Source organism: Blastococcus sp. SYSU D00922 (genome assembly GCF_054050495.1).
Genome location: NZ_JBJGZL010000015.1, coordinates 35,756 through 59,527 on the forward strand (window position 1 = coordinate 35,756; position 23,772 = coordinate 59,527).

Genomic DNA, 23,772 nt, shown 5'->3' on the forward strand with positions numbered 1-23,772 from the left:
GGTCAGTGGTTGAGGATCTTGGACAGGAAGTTCTTGGCCCGGTCCGACTGCGGGTCGGTGAAGAACGTCTCGGGGTCGGCCGTCTCGACGATCCGGCCGCCGTCCATGAAGACGACGCGGTTGGCGGCCCTGCGGGCGAAGCCCATCTCGTGGGTGACGACGACCATGGTCATGCCGTCGCGCGCGAGACCGGTCATGACGTCGAGGACCTCGTTGATCATCTCGGGGTCGAGCGCCGAGGTCGGCTCGTCGAACAGCATGACCTTGGGCTCCATGGCCAGCGCCCGGGCGATCGCCACCCGCTGCTGCTGACCACCCGAGAGCTGGGCGGGGTACTTGTCGGCCTGGGCGCTGACCCCGACCCGGTCGAGCAGCTCGCGGGCGCGCTGCTCGGCCTCGGCCTTCGACTTCCCGCGGACCTTGATGGGGCCCAGCGTGACGTTCTGCAGGATCGTCTTGTGCGCGAAGAGGTTAAAGCTCTGGAACACCATGCCGACGTCGCTGCGCAGGCGGGCCAGCTCCTTGCCCTCCTCGGGCAGGCGCTGGCCGTCGATGCTGATCTCACCCTTGTCGATGGCCTCGAGGCGGTTGATCGTCCGGCACAGCGTCGACTTGCCCGACCCCGAGGGGCCGATCACGACGACGACCTCGCCCCGGGCGATCTCCAGGTCGATGTCCTGCAGCACGTGCAGTTCGCCGAACCACTTGTTGACGCCGGACAGGCGGACGAGAGGCTCTCCGTTGGGACGGCTGGTCACCCTTAGGGACCCTAAAGGCCACGGGACACGGTGAGTGATCGGGGCGATCACGAAGGGGTAACGAAGCGGGCGCCGTACCCTCGCTCTGTCATGAGCAGCGCAGCCGAGGTCCCCGCGCCGCGCACCTACCGGGTGCGCACGTACGGGTGCCAGATGAACGTCCACGACTCCGAGCGCCTGTCCGGCCTCCTCGAGCAGGCCGGGTACACCGCCGCCCCCGAGGGCAGCGACGCCGACGTCGTCGTCCTCAACACCTGCGCGGTGCGCGAGAACGCGGACAACCGGCTGTACGGCAACCTCGGCCACCTGCGCCCGGCCAAGGACGCCAACCCCGGCATGCAGATCGCCGTCGGCGGGTGCCTGGCGCAGAAGGACCGCGGGGAGATCGTCCGGCGCGCCCCGTGGGTCGACGTCGTCTTCGGGACGCACAACGTCGGCTCGCTGCCGGCGCTGCTCGAGCGCGCCCGGCACAACGCCGAGGCGCAGGTCGAGATCGCCGAGGCCCTCGAGGTCTTCCCCTCGACGCTGCCGGCCAAGCGGGACTCGGCCTACTCCGGCTGGGTGTCGATCAGCGTCGGCTGCAACAACACCTGCACGTTCTGCATCGTCCCGGCCCTGCGCGGCAAGGAGAAGGACCGCCGTCCCGGCGAGATCCTCGCCGAGGTGCAGGCCCTGGTCGACCAGGGCGTGCTCGAGGTGACGCTGCTCGGCCAGAACGTCAACGCCTACGGCGTCGAGTTCCGCGACCGGGGCGCCTTCGCCGACCTGCTGCGCGCCGCCGGCCGGATCGACGGCCTCGAGCGGATCCGCTTCACCAGCCCGCACCCCCGCGAGTTCACCGACGACGTGATCGAGGCCATGGCCGGGACGCCGTCGGTCTGCCACCAGCTGCACATGCCGCTGCAGAGCGGGTCGGACGACGTGCTGCGCCGCATGCGCCGCGGCTACCGGCAGGAGCGCTACCTGGGGATCATCGACCGCGTCCGCGCGGCCATGCCCGACGCGGCGATCACCACGGACATCATCGTGGGCTTCCCCGGTGAGACCGAGGCCGACTTCGAGCAGACCCTGGAGGTCGTGCGCCAGGCCCGGTTCGCCAGCGCCTTCACCTTCCAGTACTCGAAGCGGCCGGGGACGCCGGCGGCCGACATGGCCGACCAGCTGCCCAAGGAGGTCGTCCAGGAGCGCTACCTGCGCCTGACCGCCCTGCAGGACGAGATCAGCTGGGCGGAGAACCGTGCGCAGGTCGGCCGGGCTGTCGAGCTGCTGGTCGCGGCGGGCGAGGGGAGCAAGGACGCCGCGCGCGGCCGGCTCTCCGGTCGGGCGCGCGACGGCCGGCTCGTGCACTTCACGGCAGCCGACGGCGTGCGCCCCGGCGACGTCGTCGAGACCGTGGTGACCGACGCCGCCCCGCACCACCTGATCGCCGACGGCGTGCTGCTCTCGCACCGGCGGACCCGCGCCGGGGACGCCTCCGAGGCGGGCACCAGGCCGACCACGCCGGGGGTCTCCCTCGGCATGCCGTCGATCGGTGTCCCCGCACCGCTCCCGGCGTTCACCGGCTGCTGAGCGCCGCTACCAGCTCTCGCCCGGCGCGTACGTGCCGAAGCTCCACTCGCCGCCCTCGGGGTCGAGCACGCGGGCGCGGCGGGTCCCCCACTCGGTGTCCTCCGGCGCGATGACGGCCCGCCCACCCGCGGCGGTGGCCCGGGCGAAGCGGTCGTCGACGGCCGCCGCGTCGTCGAGCACCAGGTACAGGCCGCCCCCTGTCGACGAGCCGACCAGGGGCGGTCGGCGGTACTGGGCGTCGTAGCTCGCCACCATGAGGACGACGTCGTCGCAGCGCACCTCGGCGTGGGCCACCGTGCCGTCCGGGGCGTCGGCCCGGCGCACGACCTCGAAGCCGAGCGTCTGCAGCCACGCCAGGGCGGCCGGCGCGTCGCGGTAGCTCAGGTAGGCCGCCAGCCGGGCTCCCATGCGCGGAGGCTAGCGGCTCGGACGAGCCCGGGGGACCGCCTCAGCGACGAGCGGACTTCTCCGCCTCCGCCAACCACTCGCGGCGGGTGGCGAGGTTCGCCTTCGCCTCGTCGATCCGCTTCGCGTCACCGGCTGCCTCGGCCTTGGCCAGCTGCTCCTCGGCCTTGGTGACGGCGGCCCGCATCGAGGCGACCATCGGGTTCTCCGGGGCCGTGCGGATGCGGGTGGAGTCGGCCGCGCCGCGCACCTTCTGCTCCACCGCCTGCATGCGGTCCTCGAGCTGGCGCATCACGCTGCGCGGGACGTGCCCGATCGCGTCGTAGCGCTCCTGGATCTTGCGCAGCGCGTTCTGCGCGCCCTTGAGGTCGGTGGAGGGGTCGAGCTTCTCCGCCTGGGCGAGGAGCTCCTCCTTCTGCTGCTGGTTGGCCAGCTCCTCGCTGCTGCGCTTCTTGTCCGACTCCGCCCGGGCAGCGAAGAAGACGTCCTGCGCCGCGCGGAACTCCTTCCAGAGGTCGTCGTCGCCGTCCCGGCCGGTGCGGGGCACGGCCTTCCAGCGGTCCATCAGCGAGCGCATCGCCGCGCTGGTGGGGCCCCACTCGGTGGAGGTGGCGAGCTTCTGCGCCTCCTTGATGAGCTCCTGCTTGGCGGCGCGGGCCTCACCGCGCTGGGCGTCCAGCGACGCGAAGTGCGCACCGCGGCGCCGCCCGAACGCGTCCCGGGCGGCCGCGAACCGGCTCCACAGCGCGTCGTCGGTCTTGCGGTCGATCCCGCGGATCGTCTTCCACTCCTCGACGATGGCCTTCAGCCGGTCGCCGGCCGCCTTCCACGACGTCGACTCGGCGGCGATCTGCTCGGCCTCCGCGGCGAGGGCCTCCTTGCGGGCCACCTGTCCGGCGCGGGCGGCGGCCTTCTCCGCGCGGAACTCGGCGGCGGCGGAGTCGGCGGTCTCGACCATGGCGCGCGCCCGGGCGGCGAGGCCGTCCAGGTCACCGACGGCCGCGGCGGTGGGGATCGTCTCGGCCAGCCCTTGGGCCTTGGCGCGGATCTCGGCCGGGTTGCCGGTGTGCGCCTTCAGCCGCGCCTCGAGCAGGGCCACCTCGGTGGCGAGGTCGTCGTACCGGCGGCCGTAGTGCGCCAGGCCGGCGGCGGGCTCGCCGGCCTGCCACGAGCCGACGGAGCGCTCGCCGTCGGCGGTGCGCACGTAGACGGTGCCCTCCTCGTCGACGCGACCCCACTGAGTCGGGTCGCTGGCGGGCACGGCGGGCACCTCGACGGCCGGTTCGGCCGCGGCGGCCGGAGCGGGGGAGGACGGCGGCATCGGGCGGGGCACCGGACGGGGCGCCATGGGCCGCGGCTTCGGCGGCGCGGGGACGGGCGCGTCGGCGGTCGGATCGGCGACCGCGGCGTCGACGGGGCTCGGCGCCTCGGGCGTCCCGGCCTCCGGGGTCACCGCCTGCGACGTCGCCTCGGGGGTCGCGCCCTCGGCGGGACCCCCGCTCGCCGCCGGGGCGGGAGCCGTCTCCGCGTTCTCCGCAATCGGCGGAGAGTCCTGCTGCGCCCCGTTCCCGGGGTTGTCCGTGCTCGACACGTCCGGCAGTGTCCCACGTCGCATCCGGGAGACTGACCCGTGTGAGTGCTGTTCCCGAAGGGCCACCCCTCCCCGGTGCCCGCGCGTCGGCCGCCGTGGCCTTCTGCCCGGCCCCTCCGCTGCTCCACCCCGCCGTCGAGGTGCGGGCGGACGAGACCACGGCCGCCCTCCGCGAGGCCTGCGCCGTCGCGGTGGCCGACCTGCTGGCGGTGGCACCCGACGTCGTCGTCGTGGTCGGTCCGGGTGCGGAGCCGGGCACGCGCCTGGGCAGGGGGGACGCCGGCAGCTTCCGGGGGTTCGGCGTGGACCTCGAGGTGCCGTTCGACGGGCGGGCCCGCCCGGGCGGACGGCGGGTGCCCGTGGCGCACACGCTCGGAGCCTGGCTGCTGGACCAGGCGGGCTTCCCGGGTGCCCGTGTCGGCGTCGCGCCGGAAGATCTGGCCCAGCTCGTCCGGGACCTGCCCGCGCCGGTCGGGATCCTGGCGATGGGCGACGGGTCGGCCCGGCGCAGCGTGAAGGCGCCCGGCTACCTGGACGAGACCGCGGAGCCGTTCGACGCGGCGGTCGCCCGTGCGCTGCGCGCCGGCGACGCCGGGGCTCTCCGCGACCTCGACCCCGCCGAGGGGGAGCGCCTCGCCGCCGCCGGGGTGCCCGTCTGGCGGGCGGTCGGCACCGCCCTGGCCGGCCGCCCGGTCGCTGCCCGGCTGCACTCCGACTGCGCGCCGTTCGGCGTCGGCTACCTCGTCGCGTCCTGGGTGGCCGCGTGACCCTGCCGCCGGTGGTCGCCGTCGTCGGGCCCACGGCGACCGGCAAGACCGCTCTCGCCGTGGCGTTGGCCCACCGCCTCGGGGGCGAGGTGGTGAACGCCGACTCGATGCAGCTCTACCGCGGCATGGACATCGGCACCGCCAAGCCGGACGAGGCGGAACGGGAGGGCGTGCCGCACCACCTGCTCGACCTGTGGCACGTCCGCGACGCGGCCTCGGTGGCCGAGTACCGGGACCTGGCGCGTGCGGAGATCGACCGGCTGCGGGCGGCCGGCACCGTGCCGTTGCTGGTCGGCGGCTCGGGGCTCTACATCCGGGCGGTGCTCGACGAACTGGAGTTCCCGGGCACCGACGCGGCCGTACGCGCCCGGCTGGAGGAGGAGCTGGCCTCGGTGGGCGCCCCGGCTCTCCACGAACGGCTCGCCGGACTCGACCCGGCTGCCGCGGCGGCGGTGCTGCCGAGCAACGGACGGCGGATCGTCCGCGCGCTCGAGGTGATCGAGCTGACCGGCGGCCCGTTCCGCGCCCAGCTGCCGGAGCCGCGGCCGCACTACCCGTCCGTCGTCGTCGGGCTGGACCGGGAGCCCGCCGAGCTGGACGAGCGCGTCGCCGCCCGGGTGGACCGGATGTGGGCGGCGGGCTTCGTGGACGAGGTGGCGGCGCTGGCGGCCGACGGGCTCCGGGAGGGGCCGACCGCGTCCCGGGCCCTGGGGTACGCGCAGGTGCTGGCCCAGTTCGACGGCGAGCTCACCCCGGAGGAGGCGAAGGAGCGGACGGTCTCGACCACGCGGCGGTTCGTCCGCCGCCAGCGCTCGTGGTTCCGTCGTGACGCAACGGTCACCTGGTTCGAGGCCGCCCGCCCCGACCTGGTCGACGCCGTCTCGGCCGTGATCACCGCCCGTACGATCGACCCGTGACTGCGCTGACCGCTCCCCGGGTGCTCGTCGGCCACGGGACGGAGAACGACTTCGTCGTCCTGCCCGACCCCGACGGCAGCGTCTGGCCCGAGGACCGGCTGGACGGCGCGCTGGTCCGCCGGCTCTGCGACCGGCGGGCCGGGCTCGGTGGTGACGGCGTGCTGCGCGTCGTCCGAAGCGTCCACGTGCCCGACGCCCCCGAGGTGCTGGGTGACCAGCTGGCTGCCTGCGAGTGGTTCATGGACCACCGCAACGCCGACGGGTCGACCGCCGAGATGTGCGGCAACGGCATCCGGCTGTTCCTGCACGTCCTGGTGAGCGAGGGGCTGCTCGACCGGGCGACGTGCGAGGCCGGCGTCCTGGTGGGCACGCGCGGGGGCCCGCGGCGGGTCGGCGCGACGCCGGACGGCGGCTACTGGGTCGACATGGGCCCGGCCCGCGAGTTCGGCGCGGGGGAGGCCGAGGTGTCGGGGCGGACGTTCCCCGGGCTCGCCGTGTCGATGGGCAACCCGCACCTGGCCTGCCTCACGGACGCCGACATCGACGCGCTCGACCTGACCGGGACGCCCCGCTTCGACGCGGAGCTCTTCCCGGAAGGCGTCAACGTCGAGCTGGTGAACGTCCTCGAGCCGGCCGCCCACGTGCGGCTGCGCGTCGTGGAGCGCGGCGTGGGGGAGACCCGCTCGTGCGGAACCGGTGCCTGCGCGGCGGGCTACGCGGCGCTCGTGGCCGAGGGGCGGACGGAGGGGACGGTGCTCGTCGACGTCCCCGGGGGCCGCCTGTCGGTGCAGGTGACCCCCGGGACGACGGTGCTCACCGGGCCCGCGGTGCTGGTGGCTGCCGGCGAGCTCTGCCCGGAGTGGCTCGGCGCCTGAGCGCTCAGGCGCGGTCGTCGTCGCCGTCGGGCGACTCCGGCATCATCGACTCACCCTCGGTACCGGGGCTGCCTGTCGGCTCGCCGCGACCGCTGTCCTGGTCCGGCCCGCTCCCGAGCGGGTTGCGGGGCGGGCCGCCGAGGCCCTTCGGGTCGCGGCCCGGGTCGTCGAGCTCGCTGTTCGCGCCCAGGCTGCTGGATCCGGACTCGCTCATCGCAGACCTCCTCGTCGGTGTCGTCTCGGGAGGGCTCCTACCCCTGGCGACGTGGGATGTAGTCGGCGCTCCGCGGTGTTGTACGAGGCGATGCGAACAGAGATGCAGACAACTCAGGTGCTCCGGACGACGGGGCATGCCACGCTGGAGACGATGACGACCGCTCCCGACGTCCCCTTCGACGACCAGACCCGCCCCGAGCCGCGCCCTGTCGCAGCCGCCGCGGAGCAGTGGGACGAGCCCGACGACACCACCGGCTCCTACGCCCTCGAGGCCCGCGGCGCGCTGCGCCGGGTGGCCGGGCTGTCCACCGAGCTCGCCGACGTCACCGAGGTCGAGTACCGCCGGCTGCGCCTCGAGCGGGTCGTGCTGGTCGGGGTGTGGACCGAAGGCACCCAGGCCGACGCCGACCGGTCGCTGGCCGAGCTCGCCGCCCTGGCCGAGACCGCCGGGTCGCAGGTCCTGGAGGCAGTGAGCCAGCGGCGCGACAAGCCCGATGCAGCCACCTACGTGGGGTCGGGCAAGGCTGGCGAGATCCGCGACATCGTCGCCGCCACCGGCGCCGACACCGTCATCTGCGACGGTGAGCTCACCCCGGGCCAGCTCAACCAGCTGGAGAAGATCCTCAAGGTCAAGGTCGTCGACCGGACGGCGCTGATCCTCGACATCTTCGCCCAGCACGCGAGCAGCCGGGAGGGCAAGGCCCAGGTCGAGCTCGCCCAGATGCAGTACATGCTGCCGCGGCTGCGTGGCTGGGGTGAGTCGCTGTCCCGGCAGGCGGGTGGCCGCGTCGCCGGTGGTGGCGGCATCGGTACCCGTGGTCCCGGTGAGACCAAGATCGAGACCGACCGGCGGCGCATCCGTTCCCGGGTGAGCAAGCTGCGTCGCGAGATCGCCGGGATGGCGACGGCGCGCGCGACCCAGCGCTCCAACCGCGACCGGAACGCCACACCCAGCGTCGCCATCGCCGGGTACACCAACGCCGGCAAGTCCAGCCTGCTCAACGCCCTCACCGGCGCGGGTGTGCTGGTGGAGAACGCCCTGTTCGCCACCCTCGACCCGACCGTCCGGCGCGCCGAGACGCCCGAGGGACGCGAGTACACGCTGACCGACACCGTCGGTTTCGTGCGGCACCTGCCGCACCAGCTCGTCGACGCCTTCCGGTCGACGCTGGAGGAGGTCGCCGCCGCCGATCTGCTGCTGCACGTCGTCGACGGCTCCGACCCGGACCCGCTCGGCCAGATCAACGCGGTGCACGTCGTGCTCCAGGACATCGACGCCTCGTCGGTGCCCGAGGTGATCGTCGTGAACAAGGTCGACGCGATGGACGAGGAAGCCATCCTGACGCTGCGTCGTGCCCTGCCGGGTGCGGTGTGGGTCTCGGCCCGCACGGGCACCGGGATCGAGCAGCTCCGGGAGCTCGTCGCCGCCCGGCTGCCGCATCCCGACATCGACGTCGAGGTGCTGGTGCCCTACGACCGGGGTGACCTGGTCGCGCGGGTGCACCGCGACGGCGAGGTGCTCACCGAGCGGCACGAGGACGGCGGCACCCGGCTGACCGCACGGGTTGACGGTGGCCTGGCCGCCCTGCTCGAGCAGTTCGCCGCCCCCGTCGCCTGACTTCCCGGGGCGTCCACCTCGGTTGGATCACGGTCCGGTCACGGGCCGGTACGGTGACGGGGTGACCAGCGGCGCGGTGCGGGACGCCGGCGCGCCCGAGCGCACCCGCGCCGTCTCGATCGGGCGGCCGCCGTGGTGGCTGATGATCGGCGCGCTCCTGGTGGGCGCGCTGATCACGGCGGACCTGCTCACCGGCGGCGCGCTCGAGCGGGCAGACCTGCGCGTCTCCCACGTGGTCCGCGGGTGGGGGCTGCGCGACTCGGCCGGCTACCCCTTCGTCTGGGCGGTGACGCAGCTCGGCGGGCGGGCCACCATCCTCGGGGTGCTGGCGGTCCTCGTCGGCTACCTCGGCTGGCGGTACCGCACGTGGCTGCCGCTGCTCCGGGTGCTGCTGGCCCTCGGGACGCTGACCCTCGGCGTCTACGCGGTCAAGCACGGCACCGGGCGCACCGCTCCCGGGCACCCGGACGAGGTCTTCTTCCACCTCGACGGCGCCTCGTTCCCGTCCGGGCACGTGGCCAACGCGGTCATCATGTGGGGCGTCGCGCGCTGGCTGGCGGTGGAGTACGACCTGCCCGCGCGCGTGCAGCGGGCCTTCTGGTGGCTGAGCATCGCCGGGCCCGTGGCGACCGGCCTGGCGATGGTGTCGCTGGACTTCCACTGGATCACCGACGCCGTCGTCGGCGGAGCCGTGGGGATCGTGCTGTTGGGCGTGGTTCACCGACTGGATGCAATCGTTCTGTCACGCTGGGTACGTGCCCGAGGCCGGCAGACCGCGTAGCGGCGTGCGGGGACGGCTGCTGGCCGCCGGGGGCCTCCTCGGCGCCGGCCTCGTCCTCGGCTCCGCCCTGCCCGCTCACGGCGAGGACGCCGTCGCGCCCGCCGCCCTCTGCCAGATCACCGACCCGCGGCTGGCCGAGCTGTCAGGGGTGGTGGCCGTCACCGACGGCGTCCTCGCGATGAACGACGGCGGCGAGGAGCTGGCGGTCCACCTCCTCGACGCCGGCTGCCAGGTGGTCGACTCCCACTCGGCGCCGGTGGACCCCTACGACCCCGAGGACATGGCGGTCGGCGCGGACGGGACCGTCTGGCTGGCCGACACGGGGGACAACAACGCCACCCGCTCGACGGTGGCGCTGCTCGCCCTCCGGCCCGACGGCACGACCGGCGTCTTCCGGCTCACCTATCCCGACGGGCCGCACGACGCCGAGGCGCTCCTGCTCGCCCCGGACGGCACGCCGTACGTGGTGACCAAGGAGGTGCTGGGCGCCAGCGGCGTCTACAGCCCGGCGTCCCCGCTGGTGGACGGCGGGACGGTGGCGCTGGCGAAGGTGGCGGGCGTCAACATGACGCTGACCGGGACTCCCGGTGGTCCGGTGGGGCGTGCGGGACAGCTGCTCGTCACGGGCGGGGCGGTCTCCGCCGACGGGCGCTACCTCGCGCTGCGCACGTACACCGACGCGTACGTCTGGGCCCTGACCGGCAGCGACGTCGTGGGCGCGCTCGCCGCGGCCCCGGTGACCGTGCCGCTGCCGGACTCGCCGCAGGGTGAGGCGATCAGCTTCTCGTTGGACGGCACGAGCCTGCTGGTCGCCAGCGAGGGCTCGCCGAGCGACCTCACGCAGGTCCCGCTGCCGGCGGCGAACCTGCCTGCCGCGGCGCCGCCGGCTCCCGAAGGTCCCGTCCCGAGCTTCACCGACCTGACCAGCTCAGGCCTGTCGCCGTGGACGTCGGCGCTGCTCGCAGCCGGCGTCGCGACCATGGTCGTCTGGATCGGCGGAAAGCTGCGCCGCCGGCCCTGACGCCGTCGCGAGGCCCCGACGAAGGCGAACGGCGGGCCCCACCCGGACTCGGTGGGACCCGCCGTTCGTGCCGCCTGCCTCAGACCCGGCGCAGCACGCTGACCACTCGGCCGAGCACGGTCGCGTCGTCACCCGGGATCGGCTCGTAGGCCGGGTTGTGGGGGAGCAGCCAGACGTGCCCGTCGCGCCGCTTGTAGGTCTTGACGGTGGCCTCGCCGTCGATCATCGCCGCGACGATCTCGCCGTTCTCGGCGGTGGGCTGCTGCCGGACGACGACCCAGTCGCCGTCGCAGATCGCTGCCTCGACCATCGAGTCACCGACCACCTTGAGCATGAACAGGGTGCCCTCGCCGACCAGCTCGCGGGGGAGCGGGAAGACGTCCTCGACGGCCTGCTCGGCGAGCACCGGACCACCGGCCGCGATGCGGCCGACCAGTGGCACGTACATGGGCGCCGGCACCTGCGTGTCCTCGCCCAGCCCGACCTCGGCGGGCGCGGGGACCGTGTGCGGCGAGTCGCCGGGCAGGCGCACGTCGAGCGCCCGGGGACGGTTCGGGTCGCGCCGCAGCCAGCCCTTCTTCTGCAGCACCGACAGCTGGTGCGCGACCGACGAGGCGGACGAGAGGCCCACGGCCTCCCCGATCTCCCGGACCGACGGGGGGTAGCCGCGGCGCTCGATCGAGTCGCGGATGACCTCGAGGACCCGGCGCTGGCGCTGCGTCAGCCCGTCCCCGTCGGCACCCCGGTCGGGGAACGACCGGACCGCGGCCGTCTGCGCGCCCGCATCCCCGGACGCCTTGCGGCCGCCTGAGCTCCCGCTCTTCTCCGCCACGTCGCCTCCTCGTCCGCCGCTCGCGCAGCGCCTGTGTCCGTGGCACGGACGGTAGCGCGTCGGACGTCCTGGATCAAACACATGTTCGAAGCAGATGCCGCGTCGTGTGGCTTTCGTCGGACCCGTCCGGTAGACATCGAACAGTCGTTCGAATCGAACAGGCGTTCGACGAGCAGGTGCCGGTCACGCAGCGAAGGAGGACGGGTCATGGGGAGCGTTCAGCAGGCCGTGCTGGAGTTCGACGAGGAGGTCCAGGCGCCGTGGCGCCCGAGGCTCGTCGTCGTGGGTGCCGACGGGGCGACGGCGCGGCCGCCGCTGGCTCACCCGTCGCGCCGCAGCCCCTCGCGGGTCGGTGTCTGCCGTCCGCCCGTCCAGCCCGCCGCCACTCCGGCGGTTCCCTCGCGCCGTCCGGCCACGCCGCGTCCTGCCGACCGGGCCGTGCCCGCCGGCGCTGCTCCCCGGCGGGTGGCCGGCCCTCGTGCCGATCTCGCGAGGGTGCAGCGCCCCCGGCTCCGCCTGACCCGTCGGGCCCGACGCCTGGCCGTGGTCATGGCGCTGGCGTGCGGTGTCGCCCTGGGGTCGTGGCTCGATCCGCTCGTCGCGGGGAACGACGGCGGTCTGCGGCTGGCAGGGGAGAGCAGCGTCGTCGTGCGGCCCGGCGACACGCTGTGGTCCATCGCCTCGGCGGTGGAGGGCGGTGGTGACGTCCGTGCGCTGGTCGACGAGATCCAGGTGCTCAACCGGCTGCAGGGCTCGGAGCTCGTGCCGGGGCAGACGCTGGTCCTGCCGTGACCACCGGCGCGGCGGGTCCTCGGCGCGTCGGGCCCGCCCGGGGCTCTGATCTGCGCCCGGACGGCCACGAGGCGGCGAGCGTGCCCGTAGCGGCTGAGGGCGCGCTCGCCACGGCAATAGGTCCACAACGTCGGAGCGCGACTTCGTCAACCCTCAGTGCGGGCGTCTTCACACTCTGTGGTCGTTCCACCGCTTACGGTCGTCGCGTGTCAGGCGCCATGGAGAACCGAGCAGCTGTGTTCACCAGTCAACCGCAGGCCGTCGAGGTCTACCAGGCAGGGACCTGGTGGGCCGGCGAGCTGCTCGGCTGGCGGCACGACGCCAACGGTTCGTGCCAGGTGTGGGTCCGGGTCGTCCTCGGCGGTGTCGAGGAGACGGCGTGGACGGACCTGGCCTCCCTCCGCCTCCCGGAGCGCCACCTGTCGGTGGCCGCCGAGCCGGCCGGTCGCAGCGCGTACGGACCCGGCACGCAGGAGATGTCCGTCGCCCGCCACCCCTCGGGGCGTCGCGCGCGGTCGGGCGACGCCGACGGTCCGGCCACCACCGGGCTTCCCACGGTCCGCGACCTCTCCGTGGTGCCGGACCCGCCGGCGTCCGGCGGCCGCCGGACCGCCGACGAGACGGCGCAGTTCGCCTCGGTGGGGCGCCGTCGCGCTCCCGAGACCGCCGAGACCCCCGTGGTGGGGGGCCGGCGGACCGCGGCGGAGACCGCGCAGTTCGCCTCGGTCGGCCGCCGCCGTGCGCCCGAGGACGCTCCGGCCCGACCCGTTCCGCCCGCATCGCCCGGACGTCACCGCGCGCCCGGGGAGCTCGGCCGGCACCGGACTGCGGACACCGGCCTGCTCCCCGCCGTGTCGGAGCCCGGCCCCTCCACGGCACGGGTGTCCAACGGCCCCGTCGCCGGTGCGCCGGCGGTTCCGCGCCCGGCCGTGCGACCGGAGGAGCCCTCCCGCGCCGGCGCGTCCTGGACCGCGCCCGAGGGGCTCGAGCCGGAACTGCTCACGCGTCCGATGCGGCTGAGCGACCACGTGCCGCACGCGCGTCGCCCGCGCGTCGACGGTTCCGTCCGCAGCGTCTGACCTGTCGCACCCCGGGTCGCCGGAGGTAGCCGGGGCCTGCTGTGCGATGCCCGGCGGAATCCTCGTGTCCCGCTCATGCCGTCGCCCGGCGGCGGCCTCGGCCGTGCGCGTCGCGGTCCGGGCACGTGCTCGGCCGACGCCGGGTCGCGGCCGCTGCGGGGCGCTCGGCCGGACTTCCCGGGGGTCCTGCGGTCACCGTCCGGCGCGTCGTCGCGGCGTGTCGTGTGACTCGTGGGGAGCGATGTCCTCCCTGGTGACGGCAGTGTCGGGGCGGAACACGCCGAGGAAACGATCGCTTGCACATCTTGTGTGGACCGGCCTAGGGTTCCCCTACATCTAGTAGTTACAGAGTTGTAAGCCTGTCCACAGGCCGGTCCTCAGGTTCTCCCCGAGGCATCCACGGGATGTCCCCAGGAAGGTCCACAGGAGCGGTCCGGACGGGCCGGGACTCGGGAGGAGGCGAACCGCGATGCGCTGCCCGTTCTGCCACAACGCCGACAGCCGGGTCATCGACTCGCGGGAGGCCGACGAGGGGGCGACCACGCGTCGTCGCCGGTCCTGCCCCAAGTGCGGTCGCCGGTTCACCACGGTCGAGGAGGCCGTGCTCGCCGTCGTCAAGCGCAGCGGCGTCAGCGAGCCGTTCAACCGCTCGAAGGTCGTCGCCGGCGTCCGCCGTGCCTGCCAGGGCCGGCCGGTGGACGAGGACCAGCTCCAGCTGCTGGCCCAGCAGGTCGAGGACGCCATCCGCGCCACCGGTGCCGCGGAGGTCCCCAGCAACGAGGTGGGGCTGGCCATCCTCCGGCCCCTCCGGGAGCTCGACGAGGTCGCCTACCTGCGCTTCGCGAGCGTCTACCGCTCCTTCACCTCGGTCGCCGACTTCGAGAAGGAGATCGCCGAGCTCAAGGCCCGGCAGTCGCCGTCGGCCGAGCAGTCCGGATCCCCGTCCCCGGGTGCCCTCACCGGCGCCTGAGAACTGTCAGCACCACCCGATAGACAGCACTTCGAGCACCTCGATCGCGGCTCTTCCCCAGCCCTCCGATCCGCCCCAGCAAGCCACGCTCAGCACGCCACCACCAGGGAGAGCTCCACACCATGACCGAGACCGACGACCGCTTGGCCGGCACCCGCGCACGGCGCAGCGCCAAGGCGCCCAGCCGCAAGGGCCTGAAGATCAAGCGCGTCTTCACCACTGCCGGTGTGCACCCGTACGACGAGGTGACCTGGGAGCGCCGCGACGTCGTCATGACGAACTGGCGTGACGGTTCGATCAACTTCGAGCAGCGCGGCGTGGAGTTCCCCGCCGAGTGGAGCATCAACGCCACCAACATCGTCACGACGAAGTACTTCCGTGGCGCGGTCGGCAGCCCGCAGCGCGAGAGCAGCCTCCGCCAGCTCATCGACCGGGTGGTGCTCACCTACGGTGCGGCCGGCCGCGAGCACGGCTACTTCGCCTCCGAGGGCGACGCCGAGATCTTCGAGCACGAGCTGACCTGGATGCTCATGCACCAGTACTTCAGCTTCAACTCCCCGGTGTGGTTCAACGTCGGCACGAGCGCTCCGCAGCAGGTCAGCGCCTGCTTCATCCTCGCCGTCGACGACGAGATGGACTCGATCCTGAACTGGTACCGCGAGGAGGGCCTGATCTTCAAGGGCGGCTCCGGTGCCGGCCTCAACCTCTCCCGCATCCGCTCCTCCAAGGAGCTGCTCTCCTCCGGTGGCACCGCCTCCGGCCCCGTCTCCTTCATGCGCGGTGCCGACGCCTCCGCCGGGACCATCAAGTCCGGTGGCGCCACCCGTCGCGCCGCGAAGATGGTCGTCCTCGACATCGACCACCCCGACATCGAGGAGTTCATCGAGACCAAGGCGCGCGAGGAGGACAAGATCCGCGCGCTGCGCGACGCCGGCTACGACATGGACCTGGGCGGCAAGGACATCACCAGCGTCCAGTACCAGAACGCCAACAACTCCGTCCGCGTCTCGGACGAGTTCATGCGTGCGGTGGAGGAAGGCGACGAGTTCGGTCTGCGCGCCCGCCTCGACGGCTCGGTCATCGAGACCGTCGACGCCAAGACCCTCTTCCGCAAGGTCACCCAGGCCGCCTGGGAGTGCGCCGACCCGGGCATCCAGTACGACGACACGATCAACGACTGGCACACCAACCCCGAGACCGGGCGCATCAACGCGTCCAACCCCTGCTCGGAGTACATGAGCCTGGACAACAGCTCGTGCAACCTGGCGTCGCTGAACCTCATGAAGTTCCTCAAGGCCGACGGCACGTTCGACTCGAAGAACTTCGTGAAGGCCGTCGAGCTGGTCATCACGGCGATGGACATCTCCATCTGCTTCGCCGACTTCCCGACGGCGCCCATCGGCGAGACCACGCGTGCCTACCGCCAGCTCGGCATCGGCTACGCCAACCTCGGCGCCCTGCTCATGGCCACCGGCCACGCGTACGACTCGCGGGGTGGCCAGACCCTGGCCGCGGCCATCACCTCGCTGATGACCGGCACCGCCTACCGCCGCTCGGCCGAGCTGGCCGGCATCGTCGGCGCCTACGACGGGTTCGCCCGCAACGCCGACGCCCACGCCCGCGTCATGCGCAAGCACGCCGCCGCCAACGACGCCATCCGCCCGGTCGGTGCCGACGACGCCGACGTGCTCAAGGCCGCCACGCAGCAGTGGCAGGAGTGCCTCGAGATCGGTGCCGACAACGGCTGGCGCAACGCGCAGGCCTCGGTCCTGGCCCCCACCGGGACCATCGGCTTCATGATGGACTGCGACACGACCGGCATCGAGCCGGACTTCTCGCTGGTGAAGTTCAAGAAGCTGGTCGGCGGCGGCTCGATGCAGATCGTCAACCAGACGGTGCCGCGCGCGCTCAAGAGCCTGGGCTACCAGGAGGAGCAGATCGAGGCGATCGTCGAGTACATCGCCGAGCACGGTCACGTCGTCAACGCTCCGAGCCTGCGCCCGGAGCACTACGAGGTCTTCGACTGCGCGATGGGCGAGCGGGCCATCTCCCCGATGGGCCACGTCCGGATGATGGCCGCGGTGCAGCCCTTCATCTCCGGCGCCATCTCCAAGACGGTCAACATGCCGGAGACGGCGACCGTCGAGGACGTCGAGAACATCTACTTCCAGGGTTGGAAGCTGGGCCTCAAGGCGCTGGCCATCTACCGCGACAACTGCAAGGTCGGCCAGCCGCTGTCCGACGCCAAGGCCAAGAAGGCCGAGGCGAAGGTCGAGGAGACCGCCCCGTCCGCGCTCTCGCACCCGGTGCGCAAGCGCCTGCCCAAGAAGCGGACGAGCGTCACCACGTCCTTCAGCGTCGCCGGTGCCGAGGGGTACATGACCGCCGGCATGTACGAGGACGGCAGCCTCGGTGAGGTCTTCCTCAAGCTCGGCAAGCAGGGCTCGACCCTCGCCGGTGTGATGGACGCCTTCTCCATCTCGCTGTCGATCGCGCTGCAGCACGGTGTGCCGCTGGAGACCTACATCCAGAAGTTCACCAACATGCGGTTCGAGCCGGCCGGCATGACCGATGACCCGGACATCCGGATCGCCCAGTCGGTGATGGACTACATCTTCCGTCGCCTGGCGCTCGACCACCTGCCGGTGGAGACCCGCGCGACCCTCGGCATCTTCAGCGCCGAGGAGCGGGCCGCCCAGGTCTCGGGCTACGGCACCTCCGCCTCGACCGCCACGGTGACCGAGGAGGAGGAGGTCGACCTGGAGCAGCTGCGCAGCTCCGCGCCGATCGAGACCGCCCCGGCTCAGGAGAAGGTCACGCCGGAGGGCCCGAAGACGGTCAAGGAGGCGCACTCCTCGGCCGAGCTGCTCGAGCTGGTCACCGGGACCGCCACCGACGCGCCGCTGTGCATGACCTGCGGCACGAAGATGCGCCCGGCCGGCAGCTGCTACGTCTGCGAGGGCTGCGGCTCCACCAGCGGCTGCAGCTGATCACCGCCTAGCACCGCCCGACGCCCCGGTCCCGCGCATCTCGCGGGGCTGGGGCGTCGGTCCGTCCAAGCGACGAAAGGCCCCGCCTCCTGCCTCAGCAGGCGGCGGGGCCTTCGTTGTACGAGGCACCCAGGGTGCCGGTCTATCGCCCGGTTACTGGGCGGTCTGCGCCTCGCGGCGGGGGAGGACCCAGTCCGGCCGCACGTAGTGGCAGGTGTAGCCGTAGGGGTACTTCACCAGGTAGTCCTGGTGCTCCTCCTCGGCCTCCCAGAACGGGCCGGCCGCCGTCACCTCGGTGACGACCTTGCCCGGCCACAGACCGGACGCGTCGACGTCGGCGATCGTGTCGAGGGCGACCGCCTTCTGCTCGTCGCTGGTGTAGAAGATCGCCGAGCGGTAGCTGCGGCCCACGTCGTTGCCCTGACGGTCCTTCGTCGAGGGGTCGTGGATCTGGAAGAAGAACTCCAGCAGCTCCCGGAACGAGATCACGCTCGGGTCGAAGACGATCTCGACCGCCTCCGCGTGATCGCCGTGGTTCCGGTAGGTGGCGTTGGGGGTGTCGCCGCCCGAGTAGCCGACCCGGGTCGAGAGCACGCCGGGACGCTTGCGCAGCAGGTCCTGGGCGCCCCAGAAACAGCCGCCCGCGAGGATCGCCGTCTCAGTGGTCATGGTGTGCCTCCTTCTGTTCGAGCACGCCGGGACAACGCCGCGACGCCCTCCCGTGTTTCCGCCCGTCAGCGGCGGTCCCCCCGCGACCCGGCGGGGTCACTGTCGCAGGGACTCACCGCGGCCGGGACGGCCGGGTGGTGCGGGACACGACGGAGCCCACCAGGCTGAGCACGCACAGCCCGATGACCAGGTCCACCAACGCCGTCGACAGGCGGCCGGCGAGCGTCCCGTCCACCGTGAAGGGCAGGACGACGCCCACCACGGTGGCCAACCCGACGATCCACGAGAAGAAGGCCCGGGGCCGCGGGGTGCTCACGACCAGAAGGTGGGCCAGGGCGGTCGCCACCAGCGCGAGGACGGCCGCCGTGACGGCGTAGCGCACGGCGAACGACTCCCCGATCGGGATCAGCGGCGGCCGGACCATCGCGACGTCGAGCATCCCCTCGCAGACGAGGACGCCGACAAGCGCGACGAGTGCGGCCACGAGCGCCGTCGCCGCACCCCCGGCCCACAGGCGTCCCGCGTCGACCGTGGGACGGTTGGCGGCGTACGTCACGGGTCCACCTCCGGTGCGCGCGGGCGAGCCGACGAGCAGACCCTCCCCACGACGCCGGGGGCCGTGCCTCATCCGGGTCGGGTGAACCCATCCGCGGACGACCGCGGCCCGGTGCCGCTCCTCATCGACCCAGCGCGACGACCTCGTCCAGCCCGGCCTGGAGATCGGTGACGAGCCCGGCCGGGTCGGTCACCGCCGCGGCGTCGAGGTTCATGCCGATGCAGCACGTGTCCTCGTGCGAGATCAGCGTGACCATGGCCGCGCACCCGGGCAGCGGTCCGAACGGGAACATCCGCACGATGCGGGAACCGGCGATGTACACCGGGTGCGACACCCCCGGCATGTTCGACACCTGCACGTCGTTCGCGCTGGTCAGCGACCCGGACAGCGCCCCGATCACCGGCGCAGGCAGCCACCCCAGGATCGGCCCGACCAGGTCGTCGAGCACCCCGGACCCGCTCTCGTTCCGCGCCGACAGCACGAACTCGCGGATCGCCTTGATCCGGGTCGCCGGGTCCGGCTCGGCCAGCGACGCCGGGAAGCGCGCACCGGTGAACCGGTTCCCGCCCTGCGGGTCGTCCTGCGCCCGCAGGCTGATCGGGATGCCCAGGGTCAGCGTCCCCGCCGGCGCCCCCAGCCGCTCGTGGTACCGCCGGAACCCACCCACGACGGCCGCGAGGAAGCCGTCGTTGAGCGAACCGCCGGCCGCCTTCGACCCGGCCTTCAGCTCGGCCAGCGGCACCTCCGCCACCTCGAAGTGCCAGCCACCCCCGCGCGGCGTCAGCAACGACGAGCCGCTCCTCGGCGGCGAGAGCGTCGAGGTCGCCGACCGCGCGGCGTCGACGGCGGAGGTGGCGGCCTCCCACGGCCGCCGCAGGTTGCTCAACGCCCCGACGCCGCGCCGCAGCGCAGCCAGCGGTGCCGACTTCGCCGTGCCCACGATCTGGTCCCGCAGGACCCCCACCGGCGAGGCGTCGCCCGGGACGGGCACCGGCGGCTCCGGGCGGGACGGGTCGTGCTCGGCGGTCCGGCTGTGCAGCAGGCTCATCAGCTGCACCGCACCGAGGCCGTCGGTGGTGCTGTGGTGGGTCTTCACGACGTAGCCGGCCCGCCCGTCCTCCAGCCCCTCGACCAGCAGCACCTCCCACAGCGGGCGGTCGCGGTCCAGCGGCGCGGCGGCGAACTCGCCGACGACGTCGAGCAGCTGCCGCATCGTGCCCGGGGCCTCCAGCTGCACCCGCCGGACGTGGGCGTCGAGGTCCAGCTCGGCGACCGTCACCCACCGGGGCGCGCCCACGCCGAGAGCCGGCTCGACCACCCGCTGGCGCATGCGCGGCACCATGCGCGAGGCCCACTCGTGCGCCGCCCGCAGCCGCTCCCACTCCGGCGCCGGCTCCAGCAGCTCGAGCAGCGTCACGTTGCTGCGCAGCCGCGGGTCGGCCACCTCCGCGCGCCACATCGCCGTCTCCAGCGGGTTCATCTCCGGCGAGATGCCCCAGTCCAGCGGCGTCGCCGGGGGAGCGGCGGCCCCGTCGTCCGCCCCCGCCTCGGTGACCTCCACCGGGCGCTCGCTGCGGCCGGACCAGTTGGCCAGGGTGGCGAGGTACTGCTCGCGCACCTCGGCCACCCGGTCGTCGAGCTCCTCGACGGTCCAGTCGTCGGTGGGGATCGGCGGCAGCACGCGCACCTGCACGGTGCCCGAGTGGATCGTGGTGGCGCCGCGCCACATCAGCTCGCCGGCGTTGCGGATGACGATCGGCACGACCGGCACCCCGGCCTGCATGGCGACGTGGAAGGCGCCCTTCTTGAACGGCCCGAGCGACGGTGTCGCCGACCGCGTCCCCTCGGGCGCGATGACCAGCGAGATGCCCTCGCGCAGGCGTTGCACCGCCGGTTCCAGCGCCTGGCGGGCCTTCGCCGGGTCGCCGCGGTCGACGAACGCGACGTCGGCCAGCCGGAAGGCCAGCCCGAAGCCGGGCGTGTTGGCCAGCTCCTTCTTGGCGACCGCGGTGAACCCGCCGCGCAGCAGCTTGGCCAGCACGAGCACGTCGAGCTGGCTCTGGTGGTTGAACAGGTAGACCGCCGGCCGGGTGGCCAGGTGCTCCGCCCCCTGGACGTCGAGCCGCACGCCGGCGAGCGCGCTGCCCAGCTCCCCGCCGAGCGTGATGCCCAGGTCGACGGCCTCCCGGCGCGAGCCGCTGAGCGCGCCGATGGCCACCCCGGTCGCGAAGCCGCCGAGCATGCCGCCGATGCCCGCTGCGGTGCGCGCCAGCTCGGCCGGGCCGCCCCGACCACGGGAGCGGAACCGCGCGATCGGCCACGAGTAGTGCCGGGCGGCGGCCTCCAGCCCGCTGCCGGGGTTGAGCGCCCGGGCGCGACCGGCCGTGCGGAGGAACGGCACGTCCTCGTCGCCGTTGGAGTACGCGAAGCTCCGCGCCAGGTCGATGCCGTGCTCCTCGGCGAAAGACCGGACAGCGGTCGCCTTGCCGGAGCGCCACAGCAGCGGACCGCCGGGGCGGCCCGTGCAGATGCCGTCCACGATCTCGACCGGCGAGACCAGGATGTGCTCCACGCCCATGGCGCGGGCGGCCGGCTCCACCTGGAACCGGGTGGCCGACGACGCCAGGACGACCGTGTGCCCCGCCTGCAGGTGGGCGGTGACCAGGCGCCAGGCCTCCGGGTACAGCGAGCCGGCGATGCCCTGCACGAACAGCCGCTCACCGAGCTCGACCAGCTCGTCCTCGCTGCGGCCGGCCCACGCCTTCATGCCGGCGACGGTGAACCGCTCGAAGTCCTCCTCGGTGGTCACCCCGCGCAGACCGGTGAGCAGCAGCTGCCCCAGGTCGGCGGGCGTCACGTGCAGCGACCGCAGGTGGTGCCGGGCGAACGCGGCCAGCGAGTACCCGTCGATCACGGTGCCGTCGAAGTCGAAGAACGCACCGATCCGCGGCCCGCGCGGTGCGGCGTCGACGTCGGCGAGCAGCTGCTCCTCGCTCCACTCGCCCGCCCGCGCCGTGGTGGCCGGTTCCTGCTGGCTGCTCACGGTTCCACTCCCACGCTCTCCCGCCGGGTGGCGGCGTCCAGCTCGTCGATGACCACCACGCGGCGGACGACGTCGCGCACCTGCGCCGCCCACTCCTGCCGGCCGCGGGCCAGCTCCTCGCGGCCGGGGTCCACCAGGTCGAGGTTGCGAGCCAGCTGGAGCGCGGTGGCGAACAGCTCGCGGGAGAGCGACTCGGGCCCGTGCAGCCGGCCCTGGAGCAGCATCTGCTGGCCCATCCCGCTGCACTCGGCGAGGAACTCCGACTCGACCACCGGCGTCCGCGGATCGCGCGCCGCCAGGCGTTCGGCCACCACGAGCTGCGCGTCGACGAACGAGCGCAGCACCCGGTGCGCCACGAGCAGCGGGGCGTCGCAGAGCACCTCGCGCCCGTCCGCGGTCTCCCAGTCGGGGGAGAGGCGCTCGAGCTCCGCGCCGATGCGCTCGCGGTAGGCGTCGCGCTCGGGGAAGAAGAACTCGAACTTCAGGTGGTCGCGCAGCCGCATCGCCTCGTCCCAGCGGTCGACCGGGTCGGCCAGCATGACCAGCTCGGCGATCGCCCGGTCGACGAAGTGGTGGATGGCGCTGTTGCGGTAGAACGCCGCCACCAGGTGCTGGCCCCGCTCGATCGCGTAGACCGGCTCCTCACCGCCCTCGTAGACGGTGACGACGCCCTGCGCCCCGAGGGTGCCCAGCACCGTCCGGACGCCGCGGAAGGTGCGCAGGGTCGCGCCGGAGTGCGGCAGGTCGCGCTCGTCGAGGTAGCTGAGCAGCGGCTCCACCACCCGCCGGACCTGGCCGAGGGTCAGCGCGCGGTCCCGCACCCCGAGCAGCGCGAGGGTGACCAGCGCGGTCGCCGTCGCCGGCGTCACGGAGTTGATGCCCACCGCCACCTGGAAGGCGACCTTCTGCAGCGTCAGCCGTCGCGCGTCCGGGTCGGCCGGATCGGCCCCGGCCCGCAGCGCCGTCGCCAGCGACAGCGGCTCGGCGAACGCGACGTGGGCGGTGCCCAGCGGCGTGCTCAGCTGCTCGCGCGCGTACGAGGCCAGCCACGACAGCCCCTCGCCGCGCTTGGCGGCGCCACCCTGCTCGGCCGCCATCAGCGAGACCTCGCGCAGCTGGTCGTAGGTGATCGACACCGGCACCAGCAGGACGTCGTCGACCCGGCCCCGCTCGACCGCGTCGGCGACGTAGCGCAGCAGCCCGTGCCGCGGCGGGCGCAGCTTCCCGGTCCGCGAGCGGCCGCCCTCCATGTACCACTCGAGGTTGAACCGCTTGGCCAGCAGGAACGCGAAGTACTCGCGGACGGCGAGCTTGTAGACCTGGTCGTCGCCGAAGCTGCGGCGGATGAAGACGATCCCCGCCCGCTTCGCCAGCGGCCCCACCGGCCAGAAGCTGAGGTTGTCGCCGCCCAGCACGTGGTTGCGGGGGAAGTCGTGCGCGGCCAGCACGTCGGCCAGCACCAGCGGGTCGACGTAGGAGCGGTGGCTGGGCAGGAACACCAGCGGGTGCCGGCGGTTGAGCTCGCGCAGCCGCGCCAGGCCCGCGGTGTCGGCCTGGACGTCCCAGGCGCGGGAGTGCAGCGGCCGGAACATCCCGGTGAAGACCTCGACCGCCGCCGGGTCGACGGCGGCGACGAGCCCGTCGAGGGCCGCCGTCGCGCGGGCGCGCAGTTCCTCCTCCGGGCACTCCATCCGCTCGGCGAGCGCGGCCAGCTCGCGGCGGAAGTCGGGGCTGGCCTCGATCGCCTCGACGACGTGCCGGGGCACCTTGACCCGCTCGCCGACGACACCGCGCTCGGCGCGGTCGAGGGCGAGCGACGCCTGCTGCGCCACGAACTCGGGCAGCGAGCCGTTCCCGGACCACCGCCCGGAGAGCTCGGCGACCGTGGCCGGGGCCGCGAGCACCACCTGCGCGCGGTCCGGGTCGCGGTCCAGCGCCAGCTTCTGCAGCGGACCGGGGGGACGGCGGCGCAGCGACGGCATGGCGGCCGCCCAGCGGCTCCGGCGCCGTTCGCCGTCCTCGTGGCCGACCGGGTGGCGTGGCGTCCAGGCGACCCGGACGGCGGTGACCACCGTGTCGGGGGCGGCGCCGGACAGCGGCTGCTCGAGAGCGGCCCCGCGCAGGGGCAGCACCGTCGCGGCGCGGCCCGAGACCTCCTCCGCGAGCGCCACCTCGACCAGTCGGCGCTCGACGTCGCTCGACGTGTCCACCAGGACGATCAGGGAGGCGTCATCGCCCACCTGCAGTCGGGTCACTCCGGTCCACCTCTCCTTCGGGGACGAGACCTTAGGGGAGAACCTGTCCCATCCGCGCCGTGACCGCG

20 protein-coding genes are annotated in these 23,772 nt (G+C 73.6%); 11 read left to right on the forward strand and 9 right to left on the reverse strand.

Going from position 1 to position 23,772, the window contains the following annotated elements:
• Positions 1 to 2 precede the first annotated feature (2 nt).
• Entirely contained in the window at positions 3 to 758 is a 756-nt protein-coding gene (locus ACI78T_RS18000; RefSeq protein WP_456559496.1) for an amino acid ABC transporter ATP-binding protein, read from the reverse strand.
• A 90-nt stretch (positions 759 to 848) separates the two neighbouring features.
• Between ACI78T_RS18000 and miaB the strand changes: the two genes are divergently transcribed.
• Positions 849 to 2,327, forward strand: coding sequence for a tRNA (N6-isopentenyl adenosine(37)-C2)-methylthiotransferase MiaB (gene miaB, locus ACI78T_RS18005; protein ID WP_456559497.1), 1,479 nt, complete (start codon positions 849 to 851; stop codon positions 2,325 to 2,327).
• 6 nt (positions 2,328 to 2,333) lie between these two features.
• Here miaB and ACI78T_RS18010 read toward each other — a convergent pair whose 3' ends face one another.
• Together ACI78T_RS18010 and ACI78T_RS18015 are read right to left on the reverse strand one after the other, a co-directional pair.
• Positions 2,334 to 2,735, reverse strand: a complete 402-nt coding sequence (locus ACI78T_RS18010; protein ID WP_456559498.1) for a VOC family protein — start codon at positions 2,733 to 2,735, stop codon at positions 2,334 to 2,336.
• A gap of 40 nt (positions 2,736 to 2,775) precedes the next feature.
• Positions 2,776 to 4,323, reverse strand: coding sequence for a DUF349 domain-containing protein (locus tag ACI78T_RS18015; protein ID WP_456559499.1), 1,548 nt, complete (start codon positions 4,321 to 4,323; stop codon positions 2,776 to 2,778).
• Between the two features lie 41 nt (positions 4,324 to 4,364).
• On the opposite strand from ACI78T_RS18015, the gene ACI78T_RS18020 reads away from it, so the two are divergent.
• From ACI78T_RS18020 to dapF, 3 genes are read left to right on the forward strand one after another with little or no spacing between them, the layout of a single operon-like run.
• Positions 4,365 to 5,090 carry a hypothetical protein gene (locus ACI78T_RS18020; protein WP_456559500.1) on the forward strand — a complete coding sequence of 242 codons (726 nt, stop codon included), beginning with the start codon at positions 4,365 to 4,367 and terminating at the stop codon, positions 5,088 to 5,090.
• The gene (miaA, locus tag ACI78T_RS18025) at positions 5,087 to 6,007 is read left to right on the forward strand and encodes a tRNA (adenosine(37)-N6)-dimethylallyltransferase MiaA (protein ID WP_456559501.1); all 921 of its coding nucleotides are present in this window, start codon (positions 5,087 to 5,089) and stop codon (positions 6,005 to 6,007) included. Before ACI78T_RS18020 ends, miaA begins: the two co-directional genes overlap by 4 nt.
• Positions 6,004 to 6,882 (forward strand): diaminopimelate epimerase, encoded by an 879-nt coding sequence (dapF, locus tag ACI78T_RS18030; RefSeq protein WP_456559502.1) that lies wholly within the window; start codon positions 6,004 to 6,006, stop codon positions 6,880 to 6,882. The genes miaA and dapF overlap by 4 nt, the downstream gene beginning before the upstream one ends.
• Positions 6,883 to 6,886: 4 nt before the next feature.
• Here the strand turns inward: dapF and ACI78T_RS18035 are convergent, their stop codons facing one another.
• On the reverse strand, positions 6,887 to 7,096 hold the full coding sequence (locus ACI78T_RS18035; RefSeq protein WP_456559503.1) for a hypothetical protein: 210 nt from the start codon (positions 7,094 to 7,096) through the stop codon (positions 6,887 to 6,889).
• Between the two features lie 153 nt (positions 7,097 to 7,249).
• Between ACI78T_RS18035 and hflX the strand changes: the two genes are divergently transcribed.
• The 3 genes from hflX to ACI78T_RS18050 all read left to right on the forward strand — a co-directional run bounded on the left by hflX (position 7,250) and on the right by ACI78T_RS18050 (position 10,518).
• Positions 7,250 to 8,716: a GTPase HflX gene (gene hflX, locus ACI78T_RS18040; RefSeq protein WP_456559504.1), complete on the forward strand. Its 1,467-nt coding sequence runs from the start codon at positions 7,250 to 7,252 to the stop codon at positions 8,714 to 8,716.
• 61 nt (positions 8,717 to 8,777) lie between these two features.
• Positions 8,778 to 9,497, forward strand: a complete 720-nt coding sequence (locus ACI78T_RS18045) for a phosphatase PAP2 family protein (RefSeq protein WP_456559505.1) — start codon at positions 8,778 to 8,780, stop codon at positions 9,495 to 9,497.
• A 4-nt stretch (positions 9,498 to 9,501) separates the two neighbouring features.
• Positions 9,502 to 10,518 (forward strand): hypothetical protein, encoded by a 1,017-nt coding sequence (locus ACI78T_RS18050; protein WP_456559506.1) that lies wholly within the window; start codon positions 9,502 to 9,504, stop codon positions 10,516 to 10,518.
• A 79-nt stretch (positions 10,519 to 10,597) separates the two neighbouring features.
• Here the strand turns inward: ACI78T_RS18050 and lexA are convergent, their stop codons facing one another.
• Positions 10,598 to 11,350, reverse strand: coding sequence for a transcriptional repressor LexA (lexA, locus tag ACI78T_RS18055; protein ID WP_456559507.1), 753 nt, complete (start codon positions 11,348 to 11,350; stop codon positions 10,598 to 10,600).
• A gap of 207 nt (positions 11,351 to 11,557) precedes the next feature.
• Here lexA and ACI78T_RS18060 point away from each other — a divergent pair, with 207 nt between their 5' ends.
• The 4 genes from ACI78T_RS18060 (at position 11,558) to ACI78T_RS18075 (ending at position 17,181) form a co-directional block, all read left to right on the forward strand.
• Positions 11,558 to 12,142, forward strand: a complete 585-nt coding sequence (locus tag ACI78T_RS18060) for a LysM peptidoglycan-binding domain-containing protein (protein ID WP_456559508.1) — start codon at positions 11,558 to 11,560, stop codon at positions 12,140 to 12,142.
• Between the two features lie 206 nt (positions 12,143 to 12,348).
• Positions 12,349 to 13,221, forward strand: a complete 873-nt coding sequence (locus tag ACI78T_RS18065; RefSeq protein ID WP_456559509.1) for a hypothetical protein — start codon at positions 12,349 to 12,351, stop codon at positions 13,219 to 13,221.
• A 469-nt stretch (positions 13,222 to 13,690) separates the two neighbouring features.
• Positions 13,691 to 14,191, forward strand: a complete 501-nt coding sequence (gene nrdR, locus ACI78T_RS18070; RefSeq protein ID WP_456559510.1) for a transcriptional regulator NrdR — start codon at positions 13,691 to 13,693, stop codon at positions 14,189 to 14,191.
• A gap of 122 nt (positions 14,192 to 14,313) precedes the next feature.
• Positions 14,314 to 17,181: a vitamin B12-dependent ribonucleotide reductase gene (locus ACI78T_RS18075; RefSeq protein ID WP_456559511.1), complete on the forward strand. Its 2,868-nt coding sequence runs from the start codon at positions 14,314 to 14,316 to the stop codon at positions 17,179 to 17,181.
• Between the two features lie 153 nt (positions 17,182 to 17,334).
• On the opposite strand, the gene msrA is transcribed toward ACI78T_RS18075, so the two are convergent.
• The 4 genes from msrA to ACI78T_RS18095 all read right to left on the reverse strand — a co-directional run bounded on the left by msrA (position 17,335) and on the right by ACI78T_RS18095 (position 23,704).
• Positions 17,335 to 17,850: a peptide-methionine (S)-S-oxide reductase MsrA gene (gene msrA / locus ACI78T_RS18080; protein ID WP_116453013.1), complete on the reverse strand. Its 516-nt coding sequence runs from the start codon at positions 17,848 to 17,850 to the stop codon at positions 17,335 to 17,337.
• Positions 17,851 to 17,962: 112 nt separating this feature from the next.
• Entirely contained in the window at positions 17,963 to 18,406 is a 444-nt protein-coding gene (locus ACI78T_RS18085; RefSeq protein WP_456559512.1) for a DUF6069 family protein, read from the reverse strand.
• Between the two features lie 121 nt (positions 18,407 to 18,527).
• Positions 18,528 to 21,449 (reverse strand): wax ester/triacylglycerol synthase family O-acyltransferase, encoded by a 2,922-nt coding sequence (locus ACI78T_RS18090; protein ID WP_456559513.1) that lies wholly within the window; start codon positions 21,447 to 21,449, stop codon positions 18,528 to 18,530.
• Positions 21,446 to 23,704: a glycerol-3-phosphate 1-O-acyltransferase gene (locus ACI78T_RS18095; protein ID WP_456559514.1), complete on the reverse strand. Its 2,259-nt coding sequence runs from the start codon at positions 23,702 to 23,704 to the stop codon at positions 21,446 to 21,448. Before ACI78T_RS18095 ends, ACI78T_RS18090 begins: the two co-directional genes overlap by 4 nt.
• Positions 23,705 to 23,772 lie beyond the last annotated feature (68 nt).

Coding starts and splice junctions, on each gene's coding strand:
- miaB (WP_456559497.1), top strand. CDS start 849: ATGAGCAGCGCAGCCGAGGTCCCCGCGCCGCGCACCTACCGGGTGCGC.
- ACI78T_RS18010 (WP_456559498.1), bottom strand. CDS start 2,735: ATGGGAGCCCGGCTGGCGGCCTACCTGAGCTACCGCGACGCGCCGGCC.
- ACI78T_RS18035 (WP_456559503.1), bottom strand. CDS start 7,096: ATGAGCGAGTCCGGATCCAGCAGCCTGGGCGCGAACAGCGAGCTCGAC.
- hflX (WP_456559504.1), top strand. CDS start 7,250: ATGACGACCGCTCCCGACGTCCCCTTCGACGACCAGACCCGCCCCGAG.
- ACI78T_RS18060 (WP_456559508.1), top strand. CDS start 11,558: ATGGGGAGCGTTCAGCAGGCCGTGCTGGAGTTCGACGAGGAGGTCCAG.
- nrdR (WP_456559510.1), top strand. CDS start 13,691: ATGCGCTGCCCGTTCTGCCACAACGCCGACAGCCGGGTCATCGACTCG.
- ACI78T_RS18075 (WP_456559511.1), top strand. CDS start 14,314: ATGACCGAGACCGACGACCGCTTGGCCGGCACCCGCGCACGGCGCAGC.
- msrA (WP_116453013.1), bottom strand. CDS start 17,850: ATGACCACTGAGACGGCGATCCTCGCGGGCGGCTGTTTCTGGGGCGCC.